This window comes from Stutzerimonas stutzeri, assembly GCF_024448985.1.
Classification (GTDB): Bacteria; Pseudomonadota; Gammaproteobacteria; order Pseudomonadales; family Pseudomonadaceae; genus Stutzerimonas; species Stutzerimonas stutzeri_AP.
On sequence record NZ_JAMOII010000027.1, the window covers coordinates 16,040 to 40,188 of the forward strand.

The 24,149-nt window shown below is 59.6% G+C and carries 17 protein-coding genes and 1 pseudogene; 8 read left to right on the plus strand and 10 right to left on the minus strand.

Annotation, left to right across the window (positions count from 1 at the left end; genetic code table 11):
- The first annotated feature begins 27 nt into the window (after positions 1-27).
- On the plus strand, positions 28-528 hold the full coding sequence (gene tpx / locus NA647_RS18545; protein WP_256059018.1) for a thiol peroxidase: 501 nt from the start codon (positions 28-30) through the stop codon (positions 526-528).
- Positions 529-825: 297 nt separating this feature from the next.
- Entirely contained in the window at positions 826-2,001 is a 1,176-nt protein-coding gene (locus NA647_RS18550) for an NAD(P)-dependent oxidoreductase (RefSeq protein WP_256059041.1), read from the plus strand.
- Between the two features lie 70 nt (positions 2,002-2,071).
- Here NA647_RS18550 and NA647_RS18555 read toward each other — a convergent pair whose 3' ends face one another.
- From NA647_RS18555 to NA647_RS18590, 7 genes are all read right to left on the minus strand, one after another.
- The gene (locus NA647_RS18555; protein WP_131648750.1) at positions 2,072-2,998 is read right to left on the minus strand and encodes an EamA family transporter; all 927 of its coding nucleotides are present in this window, start codon (positions 2,996-2,998) and stop codon (positions 2,072-2,074) included.
- A 106-nt stretch (positions 2,999-3,104) separates the two neighbouring features.
- Positions 3,105-4,385: a TRAP transporter large permease gene (locus NA647_RS18560; RefSeq protein ID WP_197444972.1), complete on the minus strand. Its 1,281-nt coding sequence runs from the start codon at positions 4,383-4,385 to the stop codon at positions 3,105-3,107.
- Positions 4,386-4,913, minus strand: a complete 528-nt coding sequence (locus tag NA647_RS18565; protein WP_256059019.1) for a TRAP transporter small permease — start codon at positions 4,911-4,913, stop codon at positions 4,386-4,388. It abuts the gene before it with no gap.
- A 65-nt stretch (positions 4,914-4,978) separates the two neighbouring features.
- Positions 4,979-5,953: a TRAP transporter substrate-binding protein gene (locus NA647_RS18570; RefSeq protein ID WP_256059020.1), complete on the minus strand. Its 975-nt coding sequence runs from the start codon at positions 5,951-5,953 to the stop codon at positions 4,979-4,981.
- 87 nt (positions 5,954-6,040) lie between these two features.
- Complete coding sequence (locus NA647_RS18575; RefSeq protein WP_256059021.1) at positions 6,041-6,940, minus strand: SMP-30/gluconolactonase/LRE family protein; 900 nt, start codon at positions 6,938-6,940, stop codon at positions 6,041-6,043.
- Between the two features lie 40 nt (positions 6,941-6,980).
- A complete protein-coding gene (locus NA647_RS18580; RefSeq protein WP_256059022.1) occupies positions 6,981-7,805 on the minus strand; it encodes an NAD-dependent epimerase/dehydratase family protein in 825 nt (274 codons plus the stop codon).
- Between the two features lie 642 nt (positions 7,806-8,447).
- The gene (locus NA647_RS18590; RefSeq protein WP_256059023.1) at positions 8,448-9,842 is read right to left on the minus strand and encodes an enolase C-terminal domain-like protein; all 1,395 of its coding nucleotides are present in this window, start codon (positions 9,840-9,842) and stop codon (positions 8,448-8,450) included.
- A gap of 559 nt (positions 9,843-10,401) precedes the next feature.
- Here NA647_RS18590 and kdgD point away from each other — a divergent pair.
- From kdgD to NA647_RS18620, 6 genes and pseudogenes are all read left to right on the plus strand, one after another.
- On the plus strand, positions 10,402-11,313 hold the full coding sequence (gene kdgD, locus NA647_RS18595) for a 5-dehydro-4-deoxyglucarate dehydratase (protein ID WP_256059024.1): 912 nt from the start codon (positions 10,402-10,404) through the stop codon (positions 11,311-11,313).
- A 96-nt stretch (positions 11,314-11,409) separates the two neighbouring features.
- Positions 11,410-12,852 (plus strand): aldehyde dehydrogenase family protein, encoded by a 1,443-nt coding sequence (locus NA647_RS18600; protein WP_256059025.1) that lies wholly within the window; start codon positions 11,410-11,412, stop codon positions 12,850-12,852.
- A gap of 99 nt (positions 12,853-12,951) precedes the next feature.
- Complete coding sequence (gene gudD, locus NA647_RS18605; protein ID WP_256059026.1) at positions 12,952-14,295, plus strand: glucarate dehydratase; 1,344 nt, start codon at positions 12,952-12,954, stop codon at positions 14,293-14,295.
- A gap of 136 nt (positions 14,296-14,431) precedes the next feature.
- Complete coding sequence (gene garD / locus NA647_RS18610; protein WP_256059027.1) at positions 14,432-15,997, plus strand: galactarate dehydratase; 1,566 nt, start codon at positions 14,432-14,434, stop codon at positions 15,995-15,997.
- 279 nt (positions 15,998-16,276) lie between these two features.
- Positions 16,277-17,204: pseudogene (locus NA647_RS18615) on the plus strand (2-hydroxyacid dehydrogenase).
- A 288-nt stretch (positions 17,205-17,492) separates the two neighbouring features.
- Positions 17,493-18,401 (plus strand): aldose 1-epimerase, encoded by a 909-nt coding sequence (locus tag NA647_RS18620; RefSeq protein WP_256059028.1) that lies wholly within the window; start codon positions 17,493-17,495, stop codon positions 18,399-18,401.
- Positions 18,402-18,639: 238 nt separating this feature from the next.
- On the opposite strand, the gene NA647_RS18625 is transcribed toward NA647_RS18620, so the two are convergent.
- The 3 genes from NA647_RS18625 to NA647_RS18635 all read right to left on the minus strand — a co-directional run bounded on the left by NA647_RS18625 (position 18,640) and on the right by NA647_RS18635 (position 24,115).
- Positions 18,640-19,926, minus strand: a complete 1,287-nt coding sequence (locus tag NA647_RS18625; protein ID WP_256059029.1) for an OprD family porin — start codon at positions 19,924-19,926, stop codon at positions 18,640-18,642.
- 293 nt (positions 19,927-20,219) lie between these two features.
- On the minus strand, positions 20,220-22,478 hold the full coding sequence (locus tag NA647_RS18630) for an ATP-dependent DNA helicase (protein ID WP_256059030.1): 2,259 nt from the start codon (positions 22,476-22,478) through the stop codon (positions 20,220-20,222).
- A complete protein-coding gene (locus NA647_RS18635; protein ID WP_256059031.1) occupies positions 22,475-24,115 on the minus strand; it encodes a VRR-NUC domain-containing protein in 1,641 nt (546 codons plus the stop codon). The genes NA647_RS18630 and NA647_RS18635 overlap by 4 nt, the downstream gene beginning before the upstream one ends.
- Positions 24,116-24,149: the final 34 nt, after the last annotated feature.

Below are 24,149 nucleotides of genomic sequence, written 5' to 3' on the forward strand. Positions count from 1 at the left end.
TGCGGCCCATGACTGAGAGGAGTTCACATGACTGAAGTAACCCTGAAAGGCGCCCCGATCCAGGTCGCTGGCACATTCCCACAGGGCGGCCAGAAAGCGAGGCCATTTAGCCTGGTAAGCGGTGATCTGTCAGATATCACGCTGGAGAGCTTTGCCGGTAAGCGCAAGGTTTTGAACATTTTCCCGAGTATCGATACGCCGACTTGCGCCACATCGGTACGCAAGTTCAATGCTCAGGCCAACGAACTGGCCAACACCGTGGTGCTATGCATCTCCGCGGATTTGCCATTCGCGCAGAAGCGTTTCTGCGGTGCTGAAGGTTTGGAAAATGTAGTGAATCTGTCGACCATGCGTGGCCGCGAGTTCCTCGAAGACTACGGCGTGTTGATCGCCAGCGGCCCGCTCGCCGGGATATCCGCACGCGCGGTCGTGATCCTGGATGAGCAGGATCAGGTGCTTTATAGCGAATTGGTGCCGGAAATCGGTAGCGAGCCGAATTACGACGCAGCTATCGCCGCACTCAAATAAAAGGTCATTAGAGAGGCGGTGCAACGCCGTCTCTCTAGCAACTGATTACTGGCGACAATAAACCCCACTCATCTCTTATTACTCTGCGCCAATGTCAATTGGCTGCTAGCTGTTCCTCCCCTTATTTTCCTCATGCTGATGTGCCCGCATTGTTATCGCGATGGCGATAGGCCAGATTTTGTTTGCTTCCCTCAAAATCTTTCTATGCCGTTGTGGTCTTAGTTTTCATTGCCAAACTGAATGGATTCGCTCATGCCACTTTCTCCTCCTAAAAAGATCGGTATTTCGGGCACAGGAATGATCGCCCACTGCCTCATCCGCCTACTCGACCGGCACTATCAGGACATGCATGTCTCTCGCGTGCTGACGCGGCGGCCGTTGAGTTCGTTCACCGACTTTCCGCTTACTGAGCGGCTCACCAATTCCATCGATCAGCTTATCGACGAGGCTGACCTGATCATCGAATGCAGCGGTGATGTTTTCCACGGTACGGAAGTCATCGAGCGTGCGTTCGAAGCAGGGTTGCCAGTCGTTACGGTAAACGCCGAGCTACAGGTGACGACAGGTTCTTATCTGGCTGGGAAGGGCTTGCTCACAGAGGCAGAAGGCGACCAGCCGGGCTCGCTGGCGGCGTTGCATGAAGAAGCCTTGATGATGGGTTTCAAGCCGCTGGTATACGGCAACATGAAGGGCTATCTGAATCACAATCCGACACTGGAAGACATGATGTTCTGGTCGAAGCGCCAAGGCATCAGCATCGACCAGACGACGTCCTTTACCGATGGCACCAAGGTACAGATCGAACAGGTGATCGTCGGGAACGGCTTGGGCGCAAGCATTACCAAACAGGGCCTGGGCGGGATGGCTTCGACCAACCTGACCGAAACCGGCAACGTGCTGGGCATGATGGCTGATCGTCTCGGCCAACCCTTCGTTGACTACGTGATTCCTTCCGGATACTCGGCCGGGGGTGTGTTTCTGGTCTGCCGACATGACGATAACCAACAGGCTGCCCTCGAATACTTCAAGCTCGGGCCGGGTCCTTATTACACCTTGGTGCGCCCGTTCCACCTGTGCTCACTCGAGGTTGGCAAAACCGTACGCCGTGTGCTCAATGGCGGTGGCGCGCTGCTGAACAATTCAACTACACCGACGCTCGGTGTGGCTGCAATTGCCAAGCGCACGATGCGCCCGGGTGAGCTGATCGAGCGCGGCATTGGCGGTTTCCAGTTCCGTGGCGAGGCGGTGAAGCTCGACGAGAATCCCCATCACGTGCCGATTGGACTATTGCGCAAGACAGTGCTCAAGCGTGCAATCGAGCCGGGCCAGTTGATCACGTTCGATGATGTCGACATTCTGCCGAGCCGTGCGCTGGATATCGTCATGCGGCAGCGTGCAGAACGCATCGCCAGGACCAAGCAAACATCAGGAGCGAGCCGGGAACCAGGCGGGATGGTAGCGACAGGCAGCTGAACGCTGCAGTAAGAAGAGAAGGCCGCGAATGCGGCCTTCTTTATATAAAAGAAAAGGGATTATTGCTGGATCAATCCTTGCGGTAAGTCAGCATGACGATGCCGAAGATGACGATGGCGCCACCGAGAATCTGACCCGCCGCGAGCATCTGATCGAGCACCAGCCAGCCCATGATCAAGGTCGCCAAGGGTTCGATGTTCATCACCGGTGCGTTGCGCGACATGTTGAGTCTTGGCACGGAAACGAACAGCGTAATGAATGCCGCGCCATAGAGCCCGACCAGCACTGCCAGCGCTGTCCAGCCGGTGCCACTCTGCGGCAACGACAGCCCGCCAGGCAGCAGGCCGCTGGCCCCGGCAAGGTTGGCGCTGCTGAATACGATCAGCATGGTCAACAGGCTGCGCACCGATCCGCGTACCTGCGACAGCTTGTGGTCGGTGATCCAGAGCGCTAGAGCGAAAACGCTGGCGGCACAGAATGCGAGCGCGACCCCGAGAATCCATTCTGGTCCTGCGTCTTCGCTGGAAGAGAGGCGTGCCGGCACTTCCAGGACGAATATCAGGCCGACCAGTATCAAGCCCATCAGCAACGCAGTGCGCGCTGTGGGGCGCGCCCCTCCCAAGGCCCATGTCAGCAAGGCCAGCAGGATCGGGAACACATTGGCCACCAGTAGCGCCAATGCCACAGGAACCCGCGCCACGGCTGAATACAGACAGATGCTTTGAGTGGCGATCAACAAGCCCAACAGCAACTGCCAGCGCCAGGCACCGGGCGCCAGGCGGATGCTCTGTCGCTGCCAGAAAACCAGCCCGGCCAGAACAATGAGCGTACCGCCCGAACGCAACAGGATTGCCAACAACACGCCCGCGCCGTCATCGAAGGCAACCCGCGCCGCGACATGGTTACCGGCGAACCCGCAGCCGAGGCAGACGAGTATCAACACTGCGATATGGCGCGGAAAAGTTACGGGTACGTCGGGAGTAGCTATAGCAGTCATGTCGAGTTCCGATCCTAATAATCAAACGCCAGCCCTATAGGCTGGCGTAGGTGAACATTGAGCGGTGAGACCGCCCGGCCCTGCGAACAGGGCGGGCGGCGTCGCGTTACAGCACTACACTCGGCAGCCACAGGGAGATTGCCGGAATGTAGGTGACGGCCATCAGCACCAGGAACAGCGCGGCATAGAAGGGTAACAGCGCCTTGATGGTGTTTTCGATGGTGACCTTGCCAATGGCGGCACCGACGAACAGCACCGCTCCCACCGGCGGGGTGATCAGCCCGATACCGAGGTTGACCAGCATGATCATGCCGAAATGCACCGGATCGACCCCGATATCGGTGATCACGGGCATCAGGATCGGTGTGAGGATGAGAATAAGCGGAGCCATATCCATCAGCGTACCGAGTGCCAGCAGCATGAAGTTGATGCACATGAGGATCACGTAGCGGTTGTCCGACAGGGTCAGGAACATCGATGTGATTTTCGAGGGGATCTGCATCAACGTCATGATGTAGCCGAAGGCACCTGCGAAGGCGATCAGGATCATCACTATCGACAAGGTCCGCACTGTGCGATGCAACAGCTTGGGCAGTTCGCGCCATTTGTAATCGCGGTAGATGAACATGGTCACGAAGAATGCCCAGAGCACTGCGATCGCCGCGGACTCGGTCGCGGTGAAAACACCGCTGAGAATGCCGCCCAGGATGATCACCATGGTGAACAGTCCCCAGAGCGCATCGACGCAGATTTTCAGTGCCTGGCGTAGTGGAATGACTTCGCCCTTGGGGTAGTTACGCTTTTTGGCGAATATCAGGCAAAGCCCCATCATCACCGCGCTGAGCAGCAAGCCTGGGCCGATACCGGCGATGAACAGTGAGGCGATGGAAACGGTGCCACCAGCGGCCAGCGAGTAGAGCACCGAGTTGTGACTTGGTGGCGTCAACAGCGCCTGGACCGAACCGCTCACGGTCACGGCGGTGGAAAACTCACGGGGATAGCCCTTGCGTTCCATTTCTGGAATGAGGACAGAGCCGACCGAGGCCGTATCGGCCAGCGAAGAGCCCGAGATAGCGCCGAAGAAGGTCGAGGCCATGATATTGACCAGCGACAACCCGCCTCGGACAAAGCCAACCAGCACGCTGGCGAAGGCCACCAGGCGCCGAGACATGCCGCCTTCGGCCATGATGGCGCCAGCAAGCACAAAGAACGGAATAGCCAGCAAGGAGAATTTGTTGATGCCGCCAGCAATCTGAATCATCACTGCGTGCAAGGGAATATCGATCCACCAGGCGCCTGCCAGCGCAGCCAGGCCCAGCGAATAAGCGACCGGGACGCGCAGGAAAATCAAGACGATGAAGCTGCCTACCAGTATGAGCGCATCCATTTAGAGTGTTTCCTTGCTGTCTTCGAAAAGCTCGAAATTGACCGAGCGACGATGGCGTTGATCGCCGAAGCAGAGCTTCTCAACGATGAAGATCAGACTCAGGAAGCCGCCGATGGCAATGGGTGAGTAAGCGATGCCCACGCGTAGCGTTGGCAAGGTGCTCATATATTGATTCCAGGTGGCGACGCACAGTTTGATGCCCCAGATCAGCATGAACAGGCAGATTGCGGCCATCAGGAACTGAACCAGAAGATCAATGTAACGCTGCCAGGAAGCGGGCATGCGATCCGTCAAAGTGGTGACCGCCATGTGCGCACCGGCACGATAGCTGGCCGCCGCGCCGACGAAGGTAAAGATGGCCATTAGCAGTATCGCCACTGGTTCGGGCCAGCCGGCACCAGTGCGCAGTACATAGCGGGCAAAAATGCCCCATGGAATGATCAGGGCCATGGCCATAATGGACAAACCGGCAACCCAGATACAGCTGAGGTAGATCACGTCATTGACGCGTAGTAAGGAATTTTTCATGAGGCTTCACCGCGAGCACGACGCCGGCTGCGGGCCGGCGTCGCGAGGTTCTTCTGAACGACCTATTACTGGACGGCTTCGATACGCTTGATCAGATCGGTGTAGGCGGCGCCGTACTTTTCGCGTACCGGGGCGGTGGCATCGTAGAAGGGCTTCTTATCGACTTCGATGAATTCCACGCCTGCGGCTTTGAGCTTTTCTTCGCTGCTGGCGGATTTTTCATCCCAGAGCTTGCGCTCTTCCTGCTGCGCTTCCTTAGCGTACGTCTTCACCAGTTCCTGTTGCTCCGGGGTGAGCTTGTTCCAGGCCGTCTTGGACATGACGATAGGCTCGGGAAGAATCAGGTGACCGGTCAGGGTGTAATGCTTGGCTGTGCGGTAATGGTTGTGCTCGAGCAGCGTCGGCGGGTTGTTTTCGGCACCGTCGACGACGCCGGTCTGCAGTGCGCTGAAGATTTCCGCGGTATCCATCGCCACGCCCTGAGCGCCCATGGCATTCAGCGTATCGATGAACAGCGGGTTGCCAATCACCCGGATCTTCATGCCCTTGAGATCTTCGATGCTGCGTACCGGCTCCTTGGTGTAGATGTTGCGGACGCCGCCATCCATCCATGCCAGACCGACCATGTTGAATTCGGATTCAGTGATCTTGTCGAGAAGCTCCTGCCCGATTTCGCCATCAATGACCTTTCGCATGTGTTCGTGATCGCGGAACACGAACGGCATGTTGAAGGCGTTGACGTCGGACACCACCGGACCGAGCGTGCCGAGGCTGACGCGCGTCATCTGGACGGCGCCGATTTGGAGCTGTTCGACCACTTCTTTTTCCGAGCCCAGTACGCCGCCGGAGAACATCCGGTATTTCAGCTCGCCATCGGTGGCGTCTTCGAGTTTCTTGCCCAGATTCTCCATGGCCACGACGGTCGGATAGCCTGCTGGATGGACCTCGGCCATTTTCAAGGTGGTCGCGGCTTGTGCGAGGCCCGGCAGACACAGGGCGAAGGGAAGCGCGGCGATGAGCAACTTGCGTTTGAAGTTCATTTGAATCTCCATCTTGTTGTTGTTGATGTTGCAGCGTTGCGAGCGACAAGGTCGGGCGACTGCGGCCTGTCCTTGGTGGGTGAAGCGTTAGCGGAAGCGGGGTTCCTCCAGTCCGGCGACGCCGGGTTGCAGCGCGAATACGCCGCCAGCCAGTGGCTGGTCGGAGAGGTCACCGTTTGGGCGAATGGATGTGACGAACAGGGTGTCCAGGCCAGGACCGCCAAAGGCGCACATGGCAGGTTTCTTCACCGGCACTTCGAGCGAGCGGTCGAGACGACCGTCCGGTGTGAAGCGATGAACCAGGCCTGCGTCGTTGCCGCAGATCCAGTAGCAACCGTCGATGTCGACGGCTGCGCCATCCGGACGGCCGGGATACTGATTCATGTCCACGAACAGCCGGCGGTTGCTCGGCGTACCGCTTTCGATGTCGTAATCGAAAGCCCAGATGCTCTGAACGCTGAGGTGAGAATCCGACAGATACATGGTGCAGCCATCCGGACTGAAGCCGAGTCCGTTGGGTACGATGAAATCGTTCAGACGTGCACTGAGCGGATCACTGTCGACGGCACCGTCGAGCCGATACAGCGCGCCGGCGGAAATGCCGGCGGCCATATCCATGACCATGGTTCCCGCCCAGAAGCGCCCCTGGCGGTCGCAGCGGCCATCATTGAAACGCATATTGCCGTGACCATGCTGCACTCCGGCCAGGCGCGTGGCGTGAAGGGAGCCGTCGTCCTGCGGAGTAACATCGAAGTAGCCGTTCTCCATGCCGGCGACCCAGCGATTGCCTTCACCCTCACGGCGAGCGATACAGGCGATCATCTGGTCGGCTGTCCAACGGGTTACCTTGGCATCCGCCGCCTTCCAGCGCAGCAGTTGGCGGTTAGGAATATCGACCCAGTAGAGCGCTTGTTCATGCGGGACCCAGACCGGACTTTCCCCGGTGGCGTTCTGCGCATCGACTATCAGTTCTGCTTGGTTTGCCATGGCGATTCTCTTGTCGTTGTTCTCGGCGTGGCGGGAAGAATCAATCGTCGAACGGGCCTGCTTCGCAGAAGGCGCCGCCCTGGTAAATCAAGGCAGGATCATTGGCAGCGTAGGGTGGTTGCGCTTCGATCTTTTCGCGGAACACCTCGGACGTGTCCTTGGGCTCGAAGCCCAGATGCGCCGCCATGTGGTTGTCCCACCAGACGTCACGGTTCGCCGATGCGCCGTAGACCACGGTGTGCCCTACGTTCGGGGTGAACAGCGAACGCTCGATCAGGTCGGTCAGATCGCGGTAGCTCAGATAGGTGGCCATCATTCGGCGGTTGAGTGGCTCGGGGAAGGAAGACCCGATGCGGATGCTGACGGTCTCGATGCCGTAGCGATCGAAATAGAAACTGGCCATGTCTTCGCCGTAGGATTTCGACAAGCCGTAATAGCTGTCCGGACGGCGCGCCACGCTAGCGTCGATCTTCTCGGTCTGCTTGTAGAATCCGATCACATGGTTGGAGCTGGCAAAGACGACACGCTTGATGCCGTGCTTGCGTGCGGCTTCGTAGATATGAAACACGCCTCGGATGTTGCCTTCGAGAACTTCCTCGAAAGGCCGCTCGACCGATACCCCACCAAAATGCGCAATGGCGTCGACGCCTTCGCAGAGAGCATGTACGGCGGCTTTGTCGGCGAGGTTACAGGTCACCACCTCTTCGTGAGGTCCGGCAGCGGGTTCCATCGAGGCGATATCGGAGAGGCGAATGATATTGGCGTAAGGGCGAAGCGTTTCGCGTAACACCTTGCCTAAACCTCCTGCCGCTCCCGTTAGCAGGAGGCGATTGAAGGGTGTGGCAGTAGTTGTCTTGCTTGTCATGATGGTCTGCCTGTCGCTTATTGTTTTGATGTCATCGGTTGTCAGATGACTTGTGCTCGATTATTTGCGGCGCCGTAGGCGTTTGTCAACCCGCTGTGCCAATAACGCCTCTGCAAACGATCTATGAAATATTCTTCCGACGATTTAGTGCCGAAGCTCGCGAAATATCCATTCTGTGCGCACTTGCGAGCAATCCGCCTATGGCGCCGGCCACCACGCTAACTATCCGTACGGCGTTTTCACATCCCACCAAAGTCGTGTTAGCCAGCCCATCGGTGTGCAGCGGAAAAGTTCCGACACGCCACTTAAGTTGTATGACGACGAGAGCTGCTCACTTGACGTGCCCACCTGACCGAGCATCGGCAAATCATAGTCGGCAGTCACCAAACGAAAGACCGCGCCAGAGGGCGCGGTCGGTGGTCGAGCCCTGTGTCTCGGCAGCACCAGGAGTTTGTTTTCAGGCGCTCTGCAACTTTGTTACGGCACTAGTTTGGCGGCGCAGTGCGGTCACCAGATGCCATAGCACCGACGCAAGCGCCAACAACAGAAAACTGGCTGAAACCGGATTCGTTAAAAAGCCCATGAAGTCGCCATCCGACAGCATCAGCCCACGGCGCAGATTGGTCTCGGCTCGCGTTGGGGTCATGAACGGCCCAGGCTGGGTCGCTTGGGATCGTATTTCCAGCCTGGCGCCAGATACTGCATAGCCATGGCGTCGTCACGGGCGCCAGTGGCGACCTTGTTGTAAAGCTCGTGCGCGGCCATGATCCGATCCATGTCCGGCTCGATGCCAAGGCCCGGCTTGTCCGGCACTTGCACTTCGCCACCGACGATTTGCAGGGGCTCGCGAGTCAGACGCTCCTGGCCTTCCTGCCAAATCCAATGGGTGTCGATCGCAGTGATCTTTCCGGGAGCGGCTGCGGCGGCGTGGGTGAACATCGCCAGGGAAACATCGAAGTGATTGTTGGAGTGCGAACCCCAGGTCAGGCCGAACTGCTCGCATAGCTGAGCGAGGCGAACCGAACCTTGCATGGTCCAGAAGTGCGGATCGGCCAGCGGAATGTCGACGGCATCCAGGCGGAACGAATGCCCCATCTGTCGCCAATCGGTCGCCACCATATTGGTGGCGGTCGGAATACCGGTCGCACGCTTGAATTCCGCCATGATTTCACGACCGGAATAACCATTTTCCGGGCCGCAAGGGTCTTCGGCATACGCGAGGATATGGGCCTGGCCCTTGCACAGTTCGATGGCCTCAGCCAGGGACCATGCGCCATTGGGGTCCAACGTGACACGTGCGTCGGGGAAGCGCGTCTTGATGCCGGCGATTGCCTGCATTTCCTCGCTGCCGCGCATCACTCCGCCCTTGAGTTTAAAATCCTTGAAGCCGTAACGCGCCGCGGCGGCCTCGGCCAGCCGAACGATGGACTCGGGAGTGACTGCCTCTTGATGACGGATGTGATACCAGTCATCGGCCGAACCGGTGCCAGCGAGATAGGGCAAATCGGTGCGATTACGGTCACCTATATAGAAGAGGTACGCCAGCATCGGCACTCTGTCGCGTTGCTGCCCACTGCCGAGCAAGTCTGCCACAGGCACTTCGAGGTGTTGGCCGAGCAGGTCGAGGAGGGCGGCTTCGACCGCAGTGATGACGTTGTCCAGCCGCAAATTAATCTCGTGTGGCTGCTTCAAAACGGCGGCTTCCGCCTCAGAGGACACCTGATGCTGAGTGGTCTGCGGGCCACCCGCCGAGCCGCCGGCGATGGCATGGCGCAACATATTCAGCACCCGGTTGTAGCGACCGATCTGCTGACCAATCACCATCGCTTTGGTACGTTCGAGCGCCTGTCGGATACCTTCGCCTCCCGGCACTTCACCGATACCGGTGCGGCCGGCGCTGTCTTTGAGGATCACCAGATTGCGGGTGAAGTACGGAGAGTGCGCGCCGCAGAGGTTGAGCAGCATGCTGTCGTAACCTGCCACCGGAATGACCTGCATTTCAGTGACAGCTGGGGTCGCCGTCTTTGCGTCTAGCATCTGCTGCATAGCTCCTTGATTGTTGTTGTGAGCGAGGGTTGATCAGTTGTGTATCGCGAGGGCCGAGCGTCTCCGTGCCAGCTTTGCAGCAGCGGGGCAGCACGGACTGACAGTGAGGTCGATTTGATCTGTAACGTGAGAAGCGAACAGTGCAGAGCTCATCGATCCCGCAAACGGAACTCGACGCGTAAGAGACAGCTTGATCGCTAGAGGAGGGTGGGAGTGATTCATGGCTCTTGAGCTCAGTTTTTGTTATACGTTGTCGTATGACTTGATTGGTTTTTTAGCAGCGCTCTGGGTGGATGTCAAACAATTGAAACGTCCCAAACAGGATCTTTGCGATTCATCGGTTAAGCAGCCTTTATTGCGTTTTGGTACTGCTTTGCCATCGAAGCATCATCGGACGTGTACCGGTCGCTCCATGTCGTTCAGAGGCGCTGCCATGAGCCGCTCGAGAAACTTTCTATAAACGGCTAGCATTCATAATAGTTGTACGATAACCTATCTCCAAGGCTGCGGCCCCACTCATACCGATTAGTTTCATTAGGATGCTCGAACAATGAATCCACAAGAACTGAAGGCCATCCTCTCTTCTGGTCTGCTGTCCTTCCCGCTCACCGATTTCGACCAGCAGGGCGACTTCAACCGTGCCGGTTATATCAAGCGCCTGGAATGGCTGGCGCCTTATGGTGCGACGGCGCTTTTCGCTGCGGGTGGCACTGGCGAATTCTTCTCGCTGACACCTCAGGAATATCCGGACATCATCAAGACCGCTGTCGATACTTGCGCCGGGCAGGTGCCGATCCTCGCTGGTGTCGGCGGCCCGACTCGTCAGGCCATCGCCTATGCCCAGGAAGCGGAGCGTCTGGGGGCGAAAGGTCTGCTGTTGCTGCCTCACTACTTGACTGAAGCCAGCCAGGAAGGTGTCGCCAGACACGTCGAGGAGGTGTGCAAGTCGGTCAATATCGGTGTGGTGGTCTACAACCGCAACGTTTGCCGGCTGACTGCGCCGCTGCTCGAGCAACTGGCCGACCGCTGCCCCAACCTGATCGGTTACAAGGACGGCCTGGGCGATATCGAGCTGATGGTGTCCATCCGTCGTCGTCTCGGCGAGCGTCTGACCTATCTGGGTGGCCTGCCGACTGCCGAAGTCTATGCCGCGGCATACAAGGCGCTCGGCGTTCCGGTCTATTCATCTGCGGTGTTCAACTTCGTTCCGAAGATGGCGATGGAGTTCTACCATGCCGTCGCCCGCGAGGATCACGAAACCGTCGGTAAGCTGATCGATGATTTCTTCCTGCCGTATCTCGACATCCGCAACCGTTGCAAGGGCTACGCGGTCAGCATCGTCAAGGCCGGCGCGCGTATATCTGGTTACGATGCCGGCCCGGTTCGCGCACCCTTGACCGAGCTGCGACCTGAAGAATACGAAGCGCTCGCCGCTTTGGTCGAAAAGCAGGGCGCTCAATAACGGTCCAGCCCGATCTATCACTCGCCCCACCCGCCGCCGGCGCCCGCCATCCATTGGCATGGCGCGGTCGGCGGACCTCACGCAGGAGAGAGCTCCGTGGCAGACGTAAAACGTTACGACAACTACATCGATGGCCAGTGGGTAACCGGCAAGAACTATCAGGCCAACATCAATCCATCCGATCTCTCGGACGTCATCGGCGAATACGCCCAGGCGGACGCTACACAGGTCGAGGCCGCCGTCACAGCAGCACGCAAGGCATTCCCGGCGTGGTCTACGTCGGGCATCCAGGCACGCGCTGATGCGCTTGAGAAAGTCGGTCTGGAAATCCTTGCCCGCCGCGAAGAGCTGGGCGCGCTCCTGGCCCGCGAAGAGGGCAAGACATTGCCCGAAGCCATCGGCGAAGTGGCTCGCGCCGGTAACATCTTCAAGTTCTTCGCTGGCGAATGCCTGCGTCAGGCCGGCGAAACCCTGCAATCGGTCCGTCCGGGCGTGAGCGTCGAGGTGACCCGTGAGCCACTGGGCGTGATCGGCCTGATCACCCCTTGGAACTTCCCCATCGCCATTCCGGCCTGGAAGATCGCTCCGGCGCTGGCTTACGGCAACTGCGTGGTCATCAAGCCGGCTGATCTGGTCCCTGGCTGCGCCTGGGCCATCGCCGAAATCATTTCCCGCGCAGGCTTTCCGGCAGGCGTGTTCAATCTGGTGATGGGCAAGGGCCGTGAAGTCGGCGAAGCCATCGTCAACGACAAACGCGTCGATGGCGTCAGCTTCACCGGCTCGGTTGGTGTCGGACGTGGCATCGCCGCGACCTGTGTAGGCCGTCATGCCAAGGTTCAGCTGGAGATGGGCGGCAAGAATCCGCAGATCATCCTCGATGACGCCGACCTCAACACCGCCGTCGAGCTGGCCACCCAGAGCGCCTTCTATTCGACCGGCCAGCGCTGCACCGCGTCCAGCCGCATTATCGTCACCGAAGGCATCTACGACCGTTTCGTCGAAGCCATGATCGAGCGCATCAAGAAGATCAAGGTCGGCTCGGCCCTGGAGCAGGGCGTGGACGTCGGTCCGGTGGTTTCCGAGGCCCAGCTGGAACAAGACCTGCGGTACATCGAAATCGGCAAGGAAGAGGGCGCACGCCTGGCCTGTGGTGGAGAACGCGTCAAGTGCGGCACCGAAGGTTACTTCCTCGCGCCGACACTGTTCGTCGACAGCACCGCCGACATGCGCATCAGCCGTGAAGAGATCTTCGGACCGGTGGCCAACGTGGTCCGCGTGAAGGATTACGACGAAGCCCTGGCGATGGCCAACGACACCGAGTTCGGGCTGTCTGCCGGTATCTGCACCACCTCGCTGAAGTACGCCAATCACTTCAAGCGTCATTCCCAGGCCGGGATGGTGATGATCAACCTGCCGACTGCCGGCGTGGATTACCACGTGCCGTTCGGTGGCCGCAAAGGCTCGTCCTACGGCCCGCGTGAGCAAGGGCGCTATGCCCAGGAGTTCTACACGACGGTGAAGACCACCTACATCGGCTGATCAGCCGTGCCGCTTCATGTGATGCAACTTGGCGAGTTGCATCCATGGCGGCAGATTCGTTTTCGCGCAGCGGACCATAAGAACAATAGAGAGAAGCGTATGAACAACTCTGCGAATCGAGGCGCTCCGGTCGTCACCGAACTTCAGGTGGTTCCGGTCGCCGGTCAGGACAGCATGCTGCTCAATCTGAGCGGCGCACATGGTCCGTATTTCACCCGCAACATCCTCATTCTCAAAGACAGCGCCGGCAACACCGGAGTCGGTGAAGTCCCCGGTGGCGAGGCGATTCGCCAGACCCTGGAAGATGCACGTGCCATCCTTGTCGGTCAGTCGGTCGGCAATTTCAATGGTCTGCTCAATCAGGCCCGTAAGGCGTTCGCCGACCGCGACGTCGCGGGCCGCGGCCTGCAGACTTTCGATCTGCGTATCGCCATTCATGCCATTACCGCAATCGAGTCGGCATTGCTGGACCTGCTCGGCCAGCATCTCAACGTGCCGGTTGCGGCCTTGCTCGGTGATGGGCAACAGCGCGACGAAGTCGAGATGCTCGGTTATTTGTTCTTCATTGCCGATCGCAACAAGACTGACCTCGGCTACCGCGACGAATCGGATGCCAGCGACGCCTGGTTCCGGGTGCGCAATGAAGAAGCATTGACCCCCGAGACGGTCGTACGTCAGGCCGAAGCGGCCTACGAGCGTTACGGCTTCAAGGATTTCAAACTCAAGGGCGGCGTGCTGCCGGGCAGCGAAGAGGTCAAGGCGATCCGTGCGCTGGCTGAGCGTTTCCCCGATGCCCGCATTACGCTGGACCCCAACGGGGCCTGGTCGCTGGCCGAGGCCATCGATTTGTGCAAAGACCTGCACGGCGTGCTGGCATATGCCGAAGACCCGAGTGGCGCCGAGAACGGTTATTCCGGTCGTGAAGTCATGGCTGAATTCCGTCGTGCCACTGGCCTGCCAACCGCGACCAATATGATCGCGACCGATTGGCGACAGATGGGTCACACCGTTCAGCTGCAATCGGTGGACATCCCGCTGGCAGATCCGCACTTCTGGACCATGAGCGGTTCGGTGCGTGTGGCGCAGATGTGTAATGACTGGGGCCTGACCTGGGGCTCGCATTCCAACAATCATTTCGACATTTCGCTGGCGATGTTCACCCACGTGGCCGCTGCGGCGCCGGGCAAGATCACCGCGATCGACACCCATTGGATCTGGCAGGACGGCCAATACCTGACCCGTGAACCGTTGCAGATCGTTGGTGGCAAGGTCGCCGTGCCGGCCAAGGCAGGGCTGGGGATCGAGCTGGACATGGATGCGCTGCAGAAAGCCCATGAGCTGTATCTGGAGAAAGGACTTGGCGCACGCGACGATGCCATCGCCATGCAGTTCCTGATTTCGGATTGGACCTTCAACAACAAGCGACCGTGCATGGTGCGCTGATTCGAGCCCATGCAGGCCGCTTCGCGAGCAAGCTCGCTCCTACAAGAACGGCACTGCAACCGTAGGAGCGAGCTTGCTCGCGAACGCCTCCGCAACGCGACCGAAAACAATAACCGGGGCCATACCGGAGACTTAAATGAACGAAACCGCCGAACTAATTCAACACCAAGATTCACCTCGTTATATTCGTCTGAACGAGGCGGATAACGTGGCCGTGGTGGTCAACGATGGTGGCGTACCGACCGGAGCTCGCTTCTCAGATGGGTTGGTCACGGTCGAATCGGTGCCGCAAAGCCACAAGGTCGCGCTGGTGGACATCGCCCCTGACCAGCCGGTATGCCGTTACGGGCAGATCATCGGTTACGCGCTCGAACCTATCGCCTGCGGATCATGGGTCAAGGAAACCCAGCTGCGCATGCCCTCGGCGCCGCCCCTCGACAGCTTGCCAATGTCAGACGCCGTGCCACAACGGCTCGAGCCGCTCGAAGGCTTCACCTTCGAGGGTTACCGTAACGCCGATGGCACCGTAGGCACGCGCAACGTGCTCGGCATTACCACCACTGTGCAATGCGTGACCGGCGTGCTCGATCATGCGGTCGCGCGCATCCGCAAGGAGCTGCTGCCCAAATACCCCAACGTCGACGACGTCGTCGCGCTGACGCACAGCTATGGTTGTGGCGTGGCGATCAACGCCAAGGACGCCTACATCCCGATCCGCACCGTGCGCAATCTGGCGCGCAATCCGAATCTTGGCGGCGAAGCCCTGGTTATCAGCCTCGGCTGCGAGAAGCTGCAGGCCGAGCAGGTGATGCACGAGGGCGACGCCTCGGTCGATCTCAGCGAGCCCTGGCTCTACCGCCTGCAGGAGTCCACCACCGGCTTTGGGGAGATGATCGAACAGATCATGGCCCTGGCCGAAACGCGGCTGCAAAAGCTGAATCGCCGCCAGCGCGAAACCGTACCGGCCTCCGAGCTGATCCTCGGCATGCAATGCGGTGGCAGCGACGCCTTTTCCGGTATCACCGCCAATCCGGCGCTGGGCTACGCCTCGGATCTGCTGATCCGCGCGGGCGCCACGGTGATGTTTTCCGAAGTGACCGAAGTGCGCGACGCCATCTACATGCTCACCTCACGCGCCGAAACGCCGGAAGTGGCCGAAGCGCTGGTGCGTGAAATGGACTGGTACGACCAATATCTGGAGCGCGGCGCGGCGGATCGCAGCGCCAACACCACGCCGGGCAACAAGAAGGGCGGCCTGTCCAATATCGTTGAGAAATCTCTGGGCTCCATCGTCAAGTCCGGCAGCAGCGCCATTAATGGCGTACTCGGCCCAGGCGAACGCTTCAGCGGTAAGGGCCTGATCTATTGCGCGACACCGGCCAGTGACTTCGTCTGCGGCACGCTTCAGTTGGCAGCTGGGATGAATCTGCACGTGTTCACCACCGGGCGCGGTACGCCTTATGGCTTGGCCATGGCGCCGGTGGTCAAGGTCTCGACCCGTACCGAGCTGGCCGAGCGCTGGCCAGACCTGATCGACGTGGACGCTGGGCGCATCGCCACTGGGCGTTCCAGCATCGAGGAGCTGGGCTGGGAGCTGTTCCACTACTATCTGGATGTCGCCAGCGGCCGGAAGAAGACCTGGGCCGAGCGGCACAGGATTCACAACGACATCACCTTGTTCAACCCGGCACCAATCACCTGACTCCCGCACTTAGCATACGTTGATGTAGGGCCGAACTCGTTCGGCCAAGAGCTTCGCGGAGGGAGCGAGGCTCGCCCCTACAGGCAACATTTGCACGGCCTATGTAGGGTTGAACTTGTTCAACCAAAGCTCGGCACTGGATCAGGGCGAATAAATTCGCCCCTACGGTGACCTAGGCGGAAGATACGTACACTGCCGAATGCTCTTATTTCGCAAGATCGAAGCGGCCATAGGTGTCGCAGATATCGTGCGAGCCACCGCTCACTATCGAGGTAGCCCGTGACCTGCATTCTCCAGCTTGGCCCCCTTACCGAACGTTTCAACCGCAGCCTGGCTGCCGAGCATGAGGTACTGCGCATCTGGGAGCAGGACGCTGATGCGTTGCTCGATCGTCAGGGTCACCGCATCGAGGTCGTGGTGACCTCCGCGTTTCGGGTGCTCGGCGGCTCTGATCGAACGCTTGCCCAACCTGCAGGCGATCATCAGCTTCGGGGTCGGCTATGACTCCATCGACGTGGCGGCGGCGCGGGTACGCGGCATTCCTGTGAGCAATACGCCGGACGTGCTCAACGATTGCGTGGCGGATCTGGCGTTCGGGCTAATCATCGACTGTGCGCGGCAGATGTCGCGTGCCGACCGCTTTGTCCGCGCAAGCGAATGGCTTTCCGGCGGTTTGCCGCTGGCGACCAGTGTCAGCGGCAAACGGCTCGGTATCGTCGGCCTTGGCCGCATCGGCGAGGCGGTAGCCAAGCGTTCCAGTGGTTTCGACATGCAGGTGCGTTACCACAATCGTCGACCGGTCGATGGCAGCGCTTACGGTTATGAGCCGAGTCTGAACGAGCTGGCGCGCTGGAGTGATTTTCTCGTGCTGACTTGCCCGGGCGGGGCGAGCACACGCAACCTGATCGATCGGGACGTATTGGACGCGCTTGGCCCGAACGGCATCCTGATCAACGTGTCCCGCGGCTCGGTCGTGGACGAACCGGCGCTGGTCGAGGCGCTAGTTGAGGGACGGCTCGGCGGCGCGGGGCTCGATGTTTACGCTGAAGAGCCCAAGGTGCCGCCGGTTTTGTTCGAGCTACCCAATGTCGTCCTGCTCCCGCATATCGGTAGTGCCACTGCGGAAACGCGATTAGCGATGGAAGAACTGTTATTCGCTAATCTGCATGCGTTTATCGAACGTGGAGAGTTGGTAACGGCTGTGTGAGCGCGCGCAACCGGTGCGTTCGGATCTTCGTCGCGACGGGGTTGAAGGACGGGATTCGGGAATCTGTAGGGCCGAACTTGTTCGGCCTTTGCACCTCTGCGGCCGAATGAATTCGGCCCTACGGACCTGGGCCGTTCCATAATTATTTGTCTTTTATATTAATGGCTTAGTCTTAATAAGAAATTCGGAAGTGCAGGGCCGAACTTGTTCGGCCCTGCACCTCTGCGGCCGAATGAATTCGGCCCTGCAGACTTGAACCGTTCCATGACAAATCCCAGGAGCCTCAGCATGCAAAGCCCGCCGCCCGATCTGTTCGAAACGCACCTGCAACGAGGGCCGCTACGATTGTCGATCTGCCCGCCGCTGGGCGGGGCGATTACGCGCCTGGCCTACGACGGGATCGATCTGCTGCGCCCCTGGGACGGTACCAATAACGTGCGCCGCACCGGCTGCTTCGTGCTGGCACCTTTTTCCAATCGGATCGGTGACGCTGCCTTCGAGCACGAAGGCCAACGCTATCCACTGCGCAGCCTGTCTGCCGAACACCCATTGCCGATTCATGGCGTTGCCTGGAAGCGCGCCTGGAGCGTGACCGAACAGGGCGGCGCCAACCTGAACCTGCATTTCACCCATCGACCCGACGGCGAAGCGGCGCTGGACTGGCCGTTCGCCTTTGAGCTCGAACATGAGCTGCGCCTGGACGAGCAGGGCGTCGATTTACGCCTGAGCCTGCGCAACATCGACACGCGATCGATGCCGGCTGGCCTCGGCTGGCACCCGTATTTCGCCCGCCATGACACGTGCATGCTGCAATTCTCCGCGCAGTCGGTTTGGCTGAGCGATGAGCGAAACTTGCCAGCTGAGTTGAAGGAAGTGCCGGCCCAGTGGGATTTTCAGCAGCCACGGCGCCTGGAGTCACAGAACCTGGACAACTGCTTCGTCGGTTGGAATGGGCCGGCGCGGATCGGTTGGCCGGGCAAAGGTATCGAGCTAACAATGACGAGCGAAATGAGGCATCTGGTGGTGTTCACCCCGCCTGCGGAAATGGGTTTTTTCGCGATGGAACCGGTTTCCCACGCCAACAACGCGCTCGGCATGAGCGATCCGATGGCGAACGGAATGCGCACCCTGGCACCCGGCGAAGTCATGCGAATCGGTTGCCGGATCAGCGTCGAAAGGACGAGCCGCTCGCGATAGTAGAAGCGGGCTGCTTATCGTCTCGGCCGAAGCGTAAGCCCTGCGCCATATGCAGGCGGCAAAGATCATCGGCGGGATTCAGCCGCCCGGCGCCACGCCTCAGCGAAAGGTGCAGCCGCTCCAACAAGACTTCCCACCCGTTTCTCCGTCCACCTGGACGAAAAAAGCCCGTCACAAGGACGGGCAAAGTTTCCGCAACAGGAGCGAGGAGTGTTGCGTCCAGCGTGGTGAATGCTGCTTACAGGATCGAAATCGGATAGTTGAAGATCAGACGATTCTCGTCGAACTCGTTGGTGCTGAACGAGCTGTCCCGACGCATGCTGGAGTTACGCCACTTGATGTTCAGGTTCTTGAGCGCACCACTCTGCACGGTGTAAGCCAGTTCGGACTCGCGACCCCATTCCTTGCCTTCGTCACCGCTTGTGGTAGTGATGTTGTCGCCGCTGATGTAGCGGTTCATCAGAGTTAGCCCAGGAATGCCAACACCTGCGAAGTTGTAGTCATGGCGCAGCTGCCAGGAACGCTCATCGGCAGCGTCGTAGGCGGAGTTGAAGCTGTCGTTGGCCAGCGAAGCGCCGCTGGTACCGTTGACGCGCATCCACTGATCACCGCTGACTTTCTGCAGGCCGACGTAGAAGGTATGGGCACCGGTTTGCAGGCCGAACAGACCGGAATAGGTCTTGTTGTCCAGGTCACCGGCCAGCGCGCTACCTTCATCCTTGCCGGTGAAGTAGCCGAGATTCGCCGTGAAGGCGAGGTTGTCACCGATGGGCTGGGTGTGCAGCAGCTGGACGTAGCTCTGCTGGTAGATGTCTTCGAGGCGGGCATGCCACAGGCCGACCTTGGTCTGATCGGTGAAGGCGTATTCGCCACCAGCGAAGTTGAAGCGATCCGACTCTGCAGTGATGCCGTTCAGTCCGTCGCGATATGTCATGTCGTCCATGCTGCCATTATCACGGGTGCTGTTCTGGCGCATCTGGCCGCCGTACAGCGTCAGGTTGCTGATCTCCTTGGAAGTGATCATGCCGCCCTCGAAAGTCTGCGGCAGCGAACGCCCGTCATCTGCGCGCAATACCGGTACGACTACCTGCCATTCACCGACACGGATTTCGGTTTCCGAGAGTTTGGCTTTCGCAGCTACGGCGATGCGGCCGAAATCATCGGCGGGGTGACGATCATCGCCTGTGCCGTGCGTCGGGAGCAGTGCGGTTCCGTAAGTGCCACCACCACCGTCCAACTTCACCGACAGCATGGCCAGCGCATCGACGCCAAAGCCGATCGGACCGGGCGTATAACCGGATTGAACGTTGAGAATGAAGCTCTGCGTCCATTCTTCGGCCTTATTCTGACCACCGTTATAGGCCGGATCGACGAAGTTGCGGTTGATGTAGAAATTACGTGCGTTCAAGGTGACTTTGCTGCCTTCGACAAAGCCTTCCGCTGCGTGAGCAGCAGCGGGTATGCCAAGTGCCAGCGACAGCGTGCCCGCGAAGACGGCGGCGGACAGTGGATTGCGTGGGGTCATTGTTGTTGTGCTCCCTTTTTTGATGTATCCGCCCCGCTTAGCCGTACGGCGATAGGCGAGACGGGATGTAGCGCGACCGCACGCAGGCGGCGCATGTCTTGACGCATATCTGTTATCAGTCGTCATATGACATTTCGGATTATGGCGACAGCCGAATGCTTGTCAATGCAATCTGTAAAGAAATGTAAGGCGTGAGACTTTTGTCTAACGGAGGTTTTTTAAGCTGCAAGGGCGGGCGCAGCGCTGTCCTTGCGGCCCAGACGCGCTGTGAAGGGATCTAAATCTAAAGGGCATCAAGAAATAGCGTTCCACCAAGCGGGCAGAAGTTGTCTGACGTTTGGACGTGCAAAGCGGTCATCAATTAGATGGACGACGCCCTGGTCATCGGTAGTACGGATGACTCGGCCCGCAGCTTGTACGACCTTTTGCAAGCCGGGGTAGAGGTAGGTGTAGTCGTAGCCGGCGCCAAACAGTTCATTCATTCGAGCCTTCATCTGCTCATTCACCGGATTGATCTGCGGCAGACCTAGCGTCGCGATGAAGGCGCCAATCAACCTGCTCCCAGGCAGATCAATGCCCTCGGCGAAGGCGCCGCCCAGAACCGCAAAACCGATCCCGCAACTCTCCTCGGTGAAGCGCTCAAGAAAGGCGCTGCGAGCCGTTTCGGGCATGCCGCGCGTCTGCTCCCAGAACGGCAGATCCGGATGCTGCGCCGCGAGCAGCCTGGTCACCTGTTGCAGGTAATCGAAACTGCTGAAGAACGCCAGGTAGTTGCCGGGGCGCTGGTGATACTGCTGCGCGAGCAGATCGACGATGGCCTGCAGCGAGGCGGCGCGGTCCAGAAAGCGAGTGGAGATATGGCGCGCCAGACGCACCTCTAGCTGCTCGGCTCGAAAGGGCGATTCGACATCGATCCAGACATGATTCGGCGGCAGCCCCAGGGTGTCGGAATAGAACGGCCTCGGGTTGAGCGTGGCCGAAAACAGCACGCAGGATCGTGCCTCTCGAAAACGCGGGCCGAGAAAAGGCGCCGGTAATAGGTTGCGAATACAGAGAATCGAGCTACGACCGCCATGAACGCTGCGTTGTGGCAGCAACGTGCAGTCGAAAAGCGAATGTGGCCCGAACGACTCGGCTAAACGACAGAAGTGCATCGCGTCGAAATACGCGCTTTGCAAGGCGGGATCGATGCCGGCCGGCTGTTCCCCGAGGTAATCCGTGATTGTACTGATAGCCTGTTGCAGCGCGCCGATGAGTTTTTGCGGCAGTTCCGGCTGAACCTCGTAAGTAGCGATTTGCGGGCGATGTAGGTCGCCCCAGCTGCGTAGGATTCGCTCGATCGGTGTCTTGAGCACGGCAGGCGCTGTTTTTTTCAAGCCCTTGAAGTGCCTGATATCGAGCTCTGCGGTGTACATGCTCCGGCCGCGCTCCAACAGATTGTGAGCCTCGTCCACCAGCACGCTGATGCGCCATTGATTGACCAGCGTCAGGCTGTGGAGCAGGGCGCTCATGTCGAAGTAATAGTTGTAATCGCCCACCACCACATCGGCCCAGCGGGCCAACTCCTGGCTGAGGTAGTAAGGGCAGACTTGGTGGCGCAGCGCTGTCTCGCGCAGTGCGTTCTGATCGAGCATCGGACGCGTCACCGCCTCGGCACGCGCCGCCGGGAGACGGTCATAGAATTCGCGAGCGAGCGGGCAGGACTCGCCGTGACAAGCCTTGTCCGGGTGCTCGCAGGCCTTATCGCGTGCGATCAGTTCCAATACACGCAGCGATGACGCATCTTTCGTCAGGCTGCTCAGCGCATCCAGCGCCAATTGCCGTCCTGAAGTCTTCGCCGCAAGAAAGAACAGCTTGTCCAACTGCTGACCGGGGAACGCCTTGAGTTGCGGAAACAGCGTGGCGAGCGTCTTGCCGATGCCCGTCGGCGCCTGCGCCATGAGATGCGTGCCGGTGCACGCCGCCTTGTATACCGCTTCGGCCAGTTGCCGTTGACCGCTGCGAAACTCGATATATGGGAACTTCAGTTCGCTCAGTACCTGGTCCCGTTCATGCCGATGAGCCAGCTCCTGTTCGGCCCAGGCGATGAAGCTATGGCACTGGGATTCGAAGAACGTCTGGAGCTGCGTCGCGCTGTAGGTTTCGACCAGCAGCGTTTCCTTCTGGCTCACCACATCGAAGTACACCAGCGCTACATTCAGCGAGGTCAGCTCCCGTGATACACACAACAACCAGCCGTAGATTTTGGCCTGAGCCCAGTGCAACTGGCGATGGTTGGCGGGCTGGCGCGAGAGGTCGCCGCGGTAGGTCTTGATTTCCTCGAGCTGATTCTTCACCGGGTCGTATCCATCGGCGCGGCCTCGAACCAGCAAATCCAGGTACGTCCCTTCCAACGCCACCTCGCGCTCGTATCCTTCTGCTCGGCGAGCGGTGACCGTGGCGTGCCCGGCCATCCCTTCCAGCGCAGTGGGAGAGGGCGTGAAGCGTAGGTCCAGATCGCCCGTCTTGGCGGTGAATTCACACAGCGCGCGGACCGCGACTCGATAGCTCAACGGTCGCCCTCGGCCCATTGCACATAGCAGACGGCAATCGGCACGGCGTGACGCAACGCAAAATCGATCCAGCGTTTCTGGTTGTCCTGCAGGCGATCGCCGGGACCTTTTACTTCTATCAGCCGGTAGCGTCGCTCGCTGGGCCAGAACTGAACGAGATCCGGCAGCCCGCTGCGGTGATTGGGCACGTCCTGCAGGATGCGCTGGAAAAAGGCGCGCAAATGCTCGGCGGGGATGCAATCGAGTGCCACGTCCAGCAGCGTGTCGTCGAACAGCCCCCAGCTGACGAATTGCGACTGCAGGCCGAACTTCTGCTGATACACCCGGCGTATGCAGTCGCGGTATTCGTCCGTGCCGAGCTTACTCAAGCATTCACTGAACAACTCGGCGCGGCGGGCATGAAAATCGGGCCGAGCGAGGTCTGCCGGCCCGGCGTGGAAGGGGTGAAAGAAAGCCCCGGGCACGGGCGCGAAAATCGCTTCCCAGCAGAGCAGGCCCAGCAGCGAATTGATCAGCGCGTTTTCCACGTAGTAGACGGGTGCATCGTCGTGTGTCAGGTGTTCGCGCACCGCGTGCTCGACACTCATTCCGTCTGGCCTGGGCAAGATCAGGTCTATTCGCTCCGGCTGGGCAATGCTGGCGCGGCGCGCAGCGGGTTCACCCAGGGTCCGCCGCAGGCGCGGCAGAATGCGTTGCAGTTGCTGGGCTTCGTGCTCGCTTTCAGGCGCGGCCTGAGCGGCCAGAGCCAGTTGCAACGCGGCTTCCGGCTGATCGCAGCGTTCCAGCACGCGGATCGTTCGCTCGCGTGCTCCGGGGTAACGGTTGGCGGCGTGCAGCTGTAACGCCAGGGACAAATCACCGTTGCGCTCGCATTGCCGGGCCAGGCTCAGCAGCAGCTTGCCGCGGCGGTTTTCCAGCCAGTCGTTGGCGTATGGCGTCGCCGGGATATCCAGCAGCACGGTTTCGACCGCTTCACCTGAATCGAAACGTTCGCGGCAACGGTGCAGATGCAAGTAGGCATCTACGTCGGCGCGCGCGTGGAACGCACGAGAAGCGGGGGAGAAGGCGACCTGCTCATAACGGAAGATCCCCAGATCGGCAAGCACGAACTCGGACCAGTCCTGATGAATATTGCCGAAGAACATCAGTCGCAACCGGTCGCACAGGTCACTGATGGTCAGACCGAAAGCGGCATCACCGAGCATGTCGCACCAGCTGGCGAAGGGTTTTGCCTGCTCATGTTCAGCCAGCAAGGCTTGGAGCAAATCGCTCTTGCGCTGTCCGTTGACGGTGCCGCCGAACACGCGAAGCAGCTCGTCTTTCTTCAGCAGACCGAACAGCTGGACGAGATCCAGCACTGGGTCGACCTCGATCCAGCCGTGTTCGATCAAGACGGTCGAAGCTTGCAACGGACAACCGATCTCCTCATAGCGCAACTTGCTGGCACGAAACAGCGTGCCTTTACGCATCACCATGCGCACCAGCAGGGCTTGCGAGGTCTGAGGTATCTGTGGGAAACGATCGAGGAACGCGCGTTCGTCGTCGTCCAGCAGGTCGCCGTGACGCTCGCCGACCCAGGCGAGTACCTGGCAGAAGTTGTCGAGGTAATAGAAGGGGTTTTCCAGGGCCTGGCGCATCGAACGTCCGGTTCGGTAAGCGCGGGCAACATCG